The sequence below is a fragment of the Methylibium sp. T29 genome (genome assembly GCF_000576205.1).
Lineage (GTDB): Bacteria > Pseudomonadota > Gammaproteobacteria > Burkholderiales > Burkholderiaceae_C > Methylibium > Methylibium petroleiphilum.
In genome coordinates, this window is sequence record NZ_AZND01000144.1 from 1 (window position 1) to 8,613 (window position 8,613).

At 71.4% G+C, this 8,613-nt stretch carries 11 protein-coding genes and 2 pseudogenes; 5 read left to right on the plus strand and 8 right to left on the minus strand.

Annotated features, from left to right (window positions below):
* From x551_RS15110 to x551_RS27490, 3 genes and pseudogenes are all read left to right on the plus strand, one after another.
* Window positions 1–188, plus strand: a pseudogene (locus x551_RS15110) (methyl-accepting chemotaxis protein); the annotation flags it as partial.
* Window positions 189–292: 104 nt separating this feature from the next.
* Window positions 293–1,546 (plus strand): annotated as a pseudogene (locus x551_RS27485) (PAS domain S-box protein); the annotation flags it as partial.
* A 233-nt stretch (window positions 1,547–1,779) separates the two neighbouring features.
* Entirely contained in the window at window positions 1,780–2,085 is a 306-nt protein-coding gene (locus x551_RS27490) for an ATP-binding protein (protein WP_161728045.1), read from the plus strand.
* Between the two features lie 31 nt (window positions 2,086–2,116).
* On the opposite strand, the gene x551_RS15120 is transcribed toward x551_RS27490, so the two are convergent.
* From x551_RS15120 to x551_RS15140, 6 genes are read right to left on the minus strand one after another with little or no spacing between them, the layout of a single operon-like run.
* Entirely contained in the window at window positions 2,117–2,482 is a 366-nt protein-coding gene (locus tag x551_RS15120) for a DUF2917 domain-containing protein (RefSeq protein ID WP_036234982.1), read from the minus strand.
* A 19-nt stretch (window positions 2,483–2,501) separates the two neighbouring features.
* The gene (locus tag x551_RS15125) at window positions 2,502–2,984 is read right to left on the minus strand and encodes a cupin domain-containing protein (RefSeq protein ID WP_036234985.1); all 483 of its coding nucleotides are present in this window, start codon (window positions 2,982–2,984) and stop codon (window positions 2,502–2,504) included.
* 21 nt (window positions 2,985–3,005) lie between these two features.
* Window positions 3,006–3,689 (minus strand): dienelactone hydrolase, encoded by a 684-nt coding sequence (locus x551_RS15130; protein ID WP_231497754.1) that lies wholly within the window; start codon window positions 3,687–3,689, stop codon window positions 3,006–3,008.
* The gene (locus x551_RS27495) at window positions 3,671–3,859 is read right to left on the minus strand and encodes a hypothetical protein (RefSeq protein ID WP_231497755.1); all 189 of its coding nucleotides are present in this window, start codon (window positions 3,857–3,859) and stop codon (window positions 3,671–3,673) included. Before x551_RS27495 ends, x551_RS15130 begins: the two co-directional genes overlap by 19 nt.
* Before the next feature lie 24 nt (window positions 3,860–3,883).
* Window positions 3,884–4,165, minus strand: a complete 282-nt coding sequence (locus x551_RS15135; RefSeq protein WP_011828346.1) for an antibiotic biosynthesis monooxygenase — start codon at window positions 4,163–4,165, stop codon at window positions 3,884–3,886.
* Window positions 4,150–5,094: an isocitrate lyase/phosphoenolpyruvate mutase family protein gene (locus tag x551_RS15140; RefSeq protein WP_231497756.1), complete on the minus strand. Its 945-nt coding sequence runs from the start codon at window positions 5,092–5,094 to the stop codon at window positions 4,150–4,152. The genes x551_RS15135 and x551_RS15140 overlap by 16 nt, the downstream gene beginning before the upstream one ends.
* Before the next feature lie 115 nt (window positions 5,095–5,209).
* Between x551_RS15140 and x551_RS15145 the strand changes: the two genes are divergently transcribed.
* Window positions 5,210–6,172, plus strand: a complete 963-nt coding sequence (locus x551_RS15145) for a LysR substrate-binding domain-containing protein (RefSeq protein ID WP_036234988.1) — start codon at window positions 5,210–5,212, stop codon at window positions 6,170–6,172.
* A 7-nt stretch (window positions 6,173–6,179) separates the two neighbouring features.
* On the opposite strand, the gene x551_RS15150 is transcribed toward x551_RS15145, so the two are convergent.
* Entirely contained in the window at window positions 6,180–6,785 is a 606-nt protein-coding gene (locus tag x551_RS15150; RefSeq protein WP_036249259.1) for a 2-hydroxychromene-2-carboxylate isomerase, read from the minus strand.
* Entirely contained in the window at window positions 6,782–7,681 is a 900-nt protein-coding gene (locus x551_RS15155) for a CmcJ/NvfI family oxidoreductase (protein ID WP_036234995.1), read from the minus strand. The genes x551_RS15150 and x551_RS15155 overlap by 4 nt, the downstream gene beginning before the upstream one ends.
* 272 nt (window positions 7,682–7,953) lie before the next feature.
* Here x551_RS15155 and x551_RS15160 point away from each other — a divergent pair.
* Window positions 7,954–8,613: urease accessory protein UreD (locus tag x551_RS15160; RefSeq protein WP_036249262.1), on the plus strand; the 660-nt coding region annotated here is incomplete at its 3' end.

The following is an 8,613-nucleotide window of genomic DNA, read 5'->3' on the forward strand; positions in this document are numbered from 1 at the left end:
CGCTCGCGCTGCCGGCTCCGACCCCGGCCAAGCCGCCCAAGGCCGCCGCGGCGCCGATGATCGAGCGACGCGGCCCCAACCGCGCGACCAACGTGGTGCGCCCGGCCTTCCAGGCCAAGGCGCCCTCCTCCACGACTGCCGAGGCGGCAGCGGCCCGCAGCGGCACCGACGACTGGGAATCGTTCTGACGGTTCGCGCCACCCCGCACGAAGCGCCGCGACATCGCTGATCGCGGGCGCCCGCCCGGCGTTACAGTCGGCGCTTCGTCCTGTTCCCGGGGGCTGAGCGCCGCATGGATTCGGTCTTTCGACGTCGGGCAACGCAGGTCGCGCTGGGCATCGGCGCGATCTACATCGTCGCCGGCATCGCCTGGATCTTGCTGTCCGATGCGCTGGTGCTCCAGGTCTCGAACGACATCGACTGGCTGACGTTCGCCCAGCGCTACAAGGGCATCGCCTACGTGCTCTTGAGCGGCCTGCTGGTCGTCGCGCTGGTGCGCACCGGCAACCTGGCGCTGCTGAAGGCCCAGCAGCGGCTGCACATCGGCGAGGTGCGGGTGCAGGACCTGTTCCAGCACCACCCGAAGCCGATGTGGGCCTTCGACGAGGAGACGCTGCGCTTCATCGCGGTGAACCACGCCGCGGTCGCGCACTACGGCTATACCGAGGCCGAATTCCTGGGCATGCTGGCCACCGACATGCGCCCGCCCGAGGACGTGCCGCAGATGATGCGCCTGCTGAGCGAGACGCTGACGCCGCACCACGATGCCGGCATCGTGCGTCACCGCAAGAAGAACGGCGAGCTGTGCCATGTGCACGTGAGCCTGCACCGCATGCGCATCCGGCACCGCGACAGCGTGCTGGTGATCGCCGACGACGTGACCGACGAGGTCCGCACGCGCGACGCGCTCAAGCGCCAGGAACTGCAGTTCCGCCAGCTGCACGACAGCCTGCAGGAAGCGCTGTGGATCGGCAAGGACGACGTGCGCGAGATGCTCTATGCGAGCCCGGCGTTCCTGACGATCTGCGGCCACTCCGCGCGCTCGCTGCTGCAGGACCGCACGCTGTGGCTGTCGCTGGTGCACCCGGAGGACCGGCCGATCGCCGAGGAATCGCTGCTCAACCTGGTGGCGTTCGGCAGCGCGCAGTGCGAGTACCGCATCTGCCGTCCGGACGGCAGCGTGCGCTGGGTGGCCGACCGCAAGCGCCGCATCGTCGACGCGAGCGACGGCTCGCGGCTGGTGGGCGGGATCATCGAGGACATCACCGACGTCCGGGCGGCCGCGCAGGCCCTGCGCGACGCCAACGAGCAGCTGGAGGAACGCGTGCAGGCCCGCACCGCCGCGCTGCAGTTCGCCAACGACGAGCTCGACGCCTTCGCCCGCACGGCCGCCCACGACCTGAAGACACCGCTGAACGCCATCATCGGCTTCATCGGCCTGCTGCGGGCACGCTATGCGCCGGCGCTGGGCCCCGAGGGGGACCGGATGAGCGCGCTGGTGGAAAGCTCGGCGCGCGGCATGAACCACCTGATCAACGACCTGCTGGCGCTGTCGCAGGTGGCGACGCACCAGTTGCAGCCGGTGTCCGTGGACCTGAGCGCCATCGCCCGCGACGTGGTGGCCGAGCTGCGGCAGTCCGAGCCCGGCCGCCAGGCCGAGGTGAGGATCGAGGACGGGCTGCACGCGCAGGCCGACCCCGGACTGGCCCGCTCGCTGCTCATGAACCTGATCGGCAACGCTGGAAGTACTCGGGCAAGCGCGCGTGCGCCGAGATCGAGGTGGGCCGTGTCGAGTCTCCGGACGGCACGGAGTTCTTCGTGCGCGACAACGGCGCCGGCTTCGACACGCGGCAGGCGGACAAGCTCTTCAAGCCCTTCCAGCGGCTGCACGAAGCGTCGGAGTTCAGCGGCACCGGCGTCGGGCTGGCCACCTGCCAGCGCATCGTGCGCCGCCATGGCGGGCACATCCGCCTGAGCTCGCAGCCCGACGTGGGCACCACGGTGTTCTTCTCGCTCTCCGGCCGCGCCAGGACGCGCCCTGCCGACGAGCCGCCGCGCGACTCGGGCTTCGCGCGGCTCGCCTGACCTGACCGGCAGCGGACGCGCCGGCGAGGGCTCAGGCGGTCGGCGTACCGCGCTGCTCCGCCACGTGTTCGCGCTGCAGGGCGATCCGCAGCCGGCAGCGTGGCATGCCGACGACCAGCGGCTTCCCGCTGGCCGGCACGCGCCGGACGTCACCCGGCGAAAGGATCGTGTCGGCCAGGCACCCTTCCCGCGTCAGCCACGCCGTTCCGCTCAGGCATGCGACCCACACGTCCGTCGGCGAGGTGATGCGGTAGGGCTCGGCGAACGCGACGTCCACCTCCAGGGCGTCGGGTCGCGACACGGCGCCCGGTCGGCGCCAGAGGCGCAGCGCTGCACCCACGGTACGCTCCAGGCGTTCGTTCCACGCGATCAGGACGTGGCGAGAGCTCGGCTTCATGATGCGGGCGGGGGGTCCGTCAATACGGATCGCCGTTCTTGTGCAGGAACTGCCACCGGCCGCCCTCGCCCAGCTGCGCCACGAGGTCGTCGTCCGGGTAGATCGCGCTGTCGCCAGCGGTCCTGTCGCCCACCACCAGGAAGAGGCAATCGTGGTCGGTGCGATTGACCAGCCGGTGCGCGTCGCCGCTGCCCGCGCGGAATCCGGCGCACATGCCGGGCTGCAGCGGCGTCTCGCCCGCGTCGGTGACCAGCGTCGGCGAGCCCGCCACGACGTAGACGAACTCGTCCTGCCGGCGGTGCGCGTGCCGCAGCGCCGACACCGCGCCGGGCGCCAGCAGCGTCAGGTTGACGCCGAAGTTCGACAGGCCGAAGGCATCACCGAGCGGACGGATGACGCGCCCCGCCATGCGGGACGCGAAGGGCTCGGGATAGTTGGACGGCTTCGTCCGCACGGCGGCCTGGAGCGCGTGGATCGCCACCGGCTTCTGGTCCTCATTCATCGGTTCCTCCGACTCTGGATGTCATGGGTTCGCCGCCACGGTCCGGGACTCGACGAGGCGGCGGGTCAGGAACGCCAGGATCTCGTCGCGCGCCGCCAGCGTGGGCTGCCCGGCTTCGTCGATCAGGTGCGCGGTGACCACGCTGTGAGGGGTGGGCACGTGCTGCGCGAAGAACGACGGAACCTCCGTGTTCGCGGCCGCGTCCGGAAGCACCCGCGCCACGAACCGTTCGCCCAGCGCCTCGGCGTAGGCCGCAAAGCGCTCGGCCCTGCAGAACCGGTCGCCCTGGAAGCGGAAGGCGAGGACCGAGAGGTCTTCGCTGTCGAGCCGTTGGCGGACGGCCGCGATCTCGTCGGGCGAGATCTCGATGCCGCCCGGATCGTCCAGCGGCAGCGACGGCTGCGACAGCACCGGCGCCAGCATCGCGGGCTCCAGCATCATCGACAGCGCGAAGTTGCCGGTCCAGCACATGCCGATGGCGCCGACACCGGGCCCGCCGCACTCCTGGTGCGCCAGCCGCGCCAGCGACCGGAGCCAGTGGGTGACCGGACTCGACCGGTTGCCACCGTCCCGGCCGGCGAAGGCCCGGAACTCCGCGCTCACGCACGCCCGGCGGAACACGGCGGCCCCTTCGTCGGCATGGGCGACCGCACCATCGCGGCCGAACAGCGACGGCATGTAGACGGTCAGGCCCGCGTCGCGCACCCAGCGGCCGAAGCGCGCGACGTGGGGCTGATGCCCGGCATCTCGCTCAGCACGATCACCGCCGGCCCCGTGCCAGCCACGTGCACCACCTTGGCCATGCCGTCGAGCGTGATCTCGCGATGCGCGAAGTCCTCGAGCGCATCGTCGTCCTCCAGGCTGCGCTGGGTCATCGTGGGTTCTCCCTTTCCGCGCGTTCAGAGCGTGCCCTGCTCCAGGCCGTGCAGGTAGTTGAATTCGGGGGCCTCGACGCCGGCACGTCGCCGGATCTCCTCCAGCCCCGGCGATTCGAAGAAGGCGCGGGCCTCCGCGAGCGATGTCCATCGCGAAAAGTGAACCACCCGGTTGGCATCGTGCTCGTCACGCAGGAGCTGGTAGCTCAGTTCACCGGCGCGCCGGCGCAGCGCGGCGGCCTCGTCGAAGACCTGCTTCCAGGCCGCGTAGTCGCGCACGGAGTGGATGATCAGCACGTGGTCCATCGGGTCTCCTGGATGTGGATCGTAGGAACGGGGGCCGGCCGCTGCGCGATGCCCGGCGCCGAAGTCATGACGCCCCCCCGGGCGTAGGGTGCGAAGCATCGGCCGAGCTCGGCCCCGCTCACGGCAGCCCGTGCATAGGACGCGCTGCCGTGCTCTCGCAACTCGCTCGCCGCGCGCAGGAACTCGCCGAACGCGGCGCGTGTCAGTAAGGCGCCGACGCTGATGCGCCGCACCCCGAGCTGCGCCAGCTCCGGCGCCCCCAGCTCCAGGCACGGGTCGCCGAGCATCACGTTGACGGGCCGATCGACGGAGCGCACGACGGTCGCGATGTCCTGCGGGCGGATCAGGCCCGGCGCGAACAGCACATCGGCGCCGGCCTCCTGGTAGGCCTGCAACCGCGCGATGGTGTCCGCCAGATCCGGCTGGCCGACGCGGTAGTTCTCGGCCCGCGCCGTCAGCACGAACGGGAACGGCAGCGACCGCGCCGCTTCCACTGCGGCGCGGATGCGCTCGGCGGCGAACTCGCGCGCGTAGAGCCGGTCACCAGGGCCGCTGCGTGCATCCTCGATGGAGCCGCCCACGACGCCGGCGTCGGCCGCGAGCCGGAGGGTCCGGGCCACGACTTCGGGTGCGTCGCCGAAGCCGTTCTCGAGATCGGCGGTGACCGGGAGGTGGGTGGCCGCGGCGATCTCGGCCAGGTGCGCCATGAGCGCTTCGCGCGGGACGCAGTTGTCGGGCACGCCGCGAGAGAAGGCGTAGCCGGCGCTGGTGGTCGCCAGGGCCTCGAAACCCAGCCCCGCGAGCAGCCGCGCGCTGCCCACGTCCCACGGGTTCGGCACGATGAAGCCGTCGGCGCGGGCATGCAGCGCCCGGAACGCCAGCGCCTTAGCGTGCCGGGAGGGCCACGAAGCGGGCGGGTCGGTTGTCACCACGGTCTCCGGTTGAAGCAGGGGCCGGCACGCATGCCGGTTCGAGGTTCGGATTACAGGACCGCGCCGCCTGTGCTTCAATCGATCATTCCGTCGCATCGCATACGCTCCAGGAATGTCACTCCCTCTCGTACGACTGCCGTCGCTCGACCTGATCCGGGGTTTCGTCGCGGTGGGACGCCGCATGAGCATCACGCTCGCGTCGCAGGACCTGTGCCTCACGCAATCCGCCGTCAGCCGGCAGATCGGCGCGCTGGAAGAGCAGCTCGGCGTGAAGCTGCTGGTCCGCGGCTACCGCTCCATCGCGTTCACGGCCGAAGGCGAACGGCTGTTCCGCAGCGCCGACGGCGCGGTGCAGCAGATGCAGGACGTGATGGGCGAGATCCACACCACCGGCGTGCTGCGACCGGTGATGCTGAGCGCGAGCATCGGCGTGACGGGCCTGTGGCTGCTGCCGCGGCTGAGCCGGTTCCAGAAGCTGCATCCGGGCGTGGACCTGCGCGTGTCCGCGAACAACCGCGTGGCCGACCTGCGCAGCGACGGCATCGACCTGGCCATCCGCTACACCACGCCGGCCTTGGCGCCGGCCGGGGCGACCCGCCTGTTCGGCGAATCCGTCGCGCCGGTGGCCCACCCTTCACTGGGCCTCAAGTCCCTGCGGTCGGCGCAGGCGCTCGCGAAGGTCTCGCTGCTGGAGTTCGACGACCCGACGCACCCCTGGCTGCGATGGGGCGACTGGCTCGGTGCCGCAGGCTGGTCCGACGTGCGGCACCAGGGCATGCTGCACTTCAACCAGTACGACCAGGTGATCCAGGCCGCGCTGGACGCGCAGGGCGTGGCGCTGGGGCGCATCGAGCTGATCCAGCCGCTGCTCGACGCCGGCCGGCTGGTGCGGCTGGCCCCACCGAACCACCGTGCGGACATGGAGCACGCCTACTGGCTCATCCTCGCCAACGATCGTCCCCGCGCCGACATCCGTCGCGTGGCGGAGTGGATAGAAAGCGAGGCGCGAATGTCGGCCGAGCCCGCTCTCGCGGCCCCGCAGACGGCACCGAAGCCGCGCGCCCGGCGTTCCTGAGTCGTCCCTACGCCAGCGCCTGGACGCAGTGGTCCAGGGCATCGTCCAGGCGATCGTTGCCCCAGAACATGTCGTCGCCCACGAAGAACATCGGCGCGCCGAAGATCCCTCGCCGCGCCGCCGTCTCCGTCTGCTGCCTCAGCCGCAGCTTGTTGGCCTCGGACTGCGCCTCGTCGATGATCTGCCGCGCCGGCAGGCCGAGCGCCGTGAGCACCTCCGTCACCACCTTGTTCGTATCGATCTCCCGGTCCTCGCCGAAGTTGATCGACATCACGCGCCGGCAGTAGGCGCCGATCCAATCCTGCTCGGCCCCCACGAGCGCCACGCGTGAGGGCAGCAGCGACGAGCGGGGAAAGCCCGAGGGCCGGGTCCATGCCAGGTCGTACTTGCGGCACTGGCGCACCATGTCCTGCCAGACGTAGTCGCCCTTGGCCTTCTGCAGCACGAAGGGCGATGTCTGCCAGCCAAAGCTCCGGAAGATCGGCCCCAGCAGGAAGGGCTTCCAGCGGACTTGCACGCCGCGCCGGGCAGCGCAGTCCTCGATGCGCATCACGCTGAGGTAGCTGTAGTTGCTGGCGAACTCGAACCAGAACTCGATCGGCGCGGCGCTCATTGCGCGTCTCCGTAGACCACGAGGCAGCGCAGCTCGATGCTCTCGCGCAGCGGCGCGCCGGCGGGGATGTCGGGCAGGTCGAAGGCGGTGTGCGGTGTGAACCGGGCCACGCCGCTGACCCGGGAGTCGTACTGCTTGAACACCAGCGCCTCATGGCGGTCCATCTGCGAGAAGTAGGACCATCGATGCAGCGGCGAGTGCAGCGCGACGTAGATCTCGCCGGTGCGGCGCGGGTAGCGCACATCGCTGACCACGAGGTCCGAGACCGTCAGCGTGCGCGCGTCGCACACCGCGAGCGGCGTGTCCAGCACCGGACCCTTGATCGACCGCCACACGTTGACGATGGCGAACCGCCTGACGCGGGCCACCGCCTCGGGATCGTCCAGCACGAGCGCCAGCCGCTTGCGGCCGGAGGCTTCCGTGTAGTCGTTGTGGATGCGGCCATTGGCCGCGGCCACGTCGTTGGCGCGTTGCCGGCCGAACGTGAGTGCCGCGCGATCGGGTTCGCGCCGGCGCACCAGGTGGTCGAAGACGTAGGCGCGCGTCGCGCCGGTCGCGGCCAGCGCCAGTTCTGCGGCCTCGGGGTAGTAGCGGGCCCGGACCGCTTCGGTGTCGAGGAAGTCCGTGACGGACGTGGGCGCGTCCCACAACGCGTAGCCCTCGCTATCGATGCACGGCGGCTTGTCGGCGAGGCGCGCGTCCCGGATCTCCATCTGCCGCGGCTCGTACTCGCAGTTCTCCCACGGTGTGCCCGGCGGCGGCTCGCAGGCATAGCTGTACGGACGCTCCGCGGTGGGCTGGAGGTAGTTCAGTCGCGCCAGGACGTGCCTGCCTCGGCGGGGCGACGGGCCGGGGGGAGTGCGCAGGGGCTCGAGCAGAGGGGTCAGCGTGTTCATGGGGGCTCCGGAGGTTCGTTCATCGAACGAGCAGAGCCCGGAACCGATCGCCTGGGTCGGTTCGCCGCGGGCGCTGCTGCGAGACCCATTGAACCCATCGCCGACGTCCGCCTCAAGCGACATCTGGGGCGCTTCGCATGCGCCGTACGCATGTTGCGAGGTGCGGATCATCGTCCCGTCCGGAGCTGGATCCACGAGGCTCGAGCGAGCGGCTAGAGTTGCGGCCAATCGCTCGCGCCCTCCGCGTCCCTCCCCCGCTCCGCACGCATCCCATGGCCTGGCTCGGCAGCCTCGACCTGCACTACCGCCCCGATCCCGACGCCCCCGCGGCGGCGCTTCCCCGCACCATCGGCCGCGGCGTGCACAGCGGGCCGCTGCGGGTGCTGCAGAGTCTGTACCCCGAAGGCCCGGGCATCTGCCACCACGTGCTGGTGCATCCGCCGGGCGGCATCGTGGGCGGCGACGAGCTGGCGCTGACGGCGCAGGTCGACACCGGCGCGCACGCGCTGCTCACCACGCCGGGCGCCACGCGCTTCTACCGCAGCGGCGGCGACGCCGCGCTGCAGACGCTGACCGCCCGGGTGGCCGACGGCGCACGGCTGGAGTGGCTGCCGCTCGAGACCCTGGTGCACGACGGCGCGCGCGCACGCAACGCGCTGCGCTTCGAGCTGGCGCCCGGCGCCGAGATGCTGGGCTGGGACCTGCTGGCGCTGGGCCTGCCCGCGGCGGGCGAGCGCTACGCGAGCGGCTGCTTCGAGCAGAGCATCGAGGTGCGCAGCGCCGCCCACCCGCTGCCCTGGCTGGAGCGCGGCGTGCTCGACTTCGACGACCCGCGCCATGCGCCCGTCACGCAGCGGCTGCTCGCCAGCCCGCTGGGCTGGGCCGGCCACACGGTGCTGGCGACGCTGTGGTTCGCCAGCGGCACCGCCCTC

Coding starts and splice junctions, on each gene's coding strand:
- x551_RS15120 (WP_036234982.1), bottom strand. CDS start 2,482: ATGAAGCCGAGCTCTCGCCACGTCCTGATCGCGTGGAACGAACGCCTG.
- x551_RS15125 (WP_036234985.1), bottom strand. CDS start 2,984: ATGAATGAGGACCAGAAGCCGGTGGCGATCCACGCGCTCCAGGCCGCC.
- x551_RS27495 (WP_231497755.1), bottom strand. CDS start 3,859: ATGACCCAGCGCAGCCTGGAGGACGACGATGCGCTCGAGGACTTCGCG.
- x551_RS15135 (WP_011828346.1), bottom strand. CDS start 4,165: ATGGACCACGTGCTGATCATCCACTCCGTGCGCGACTACGCGGCCTGG.
- x551_RS15145 (WP_036234988.1), top strand. CDS start 5,210: ATGTCACTCCCTCTCGTACGACTGCCGTCGCTCGACCTGATCCGGGGT.
- x551_RS15150 (WP_036249259.1), bottom strand. CDS start 6,785: ATGAGCGCCGCGCCGATCGAGTTCTGGTTCGAGTTCGCCAGCAACTAC.
- x551_RS15155 (WP_036234995.1), bottom strand. CDS start 7,681: ATGAACACGCTGACCCCTCTGCTCGAGCCCCTGCGCACTCCCCCCGGC.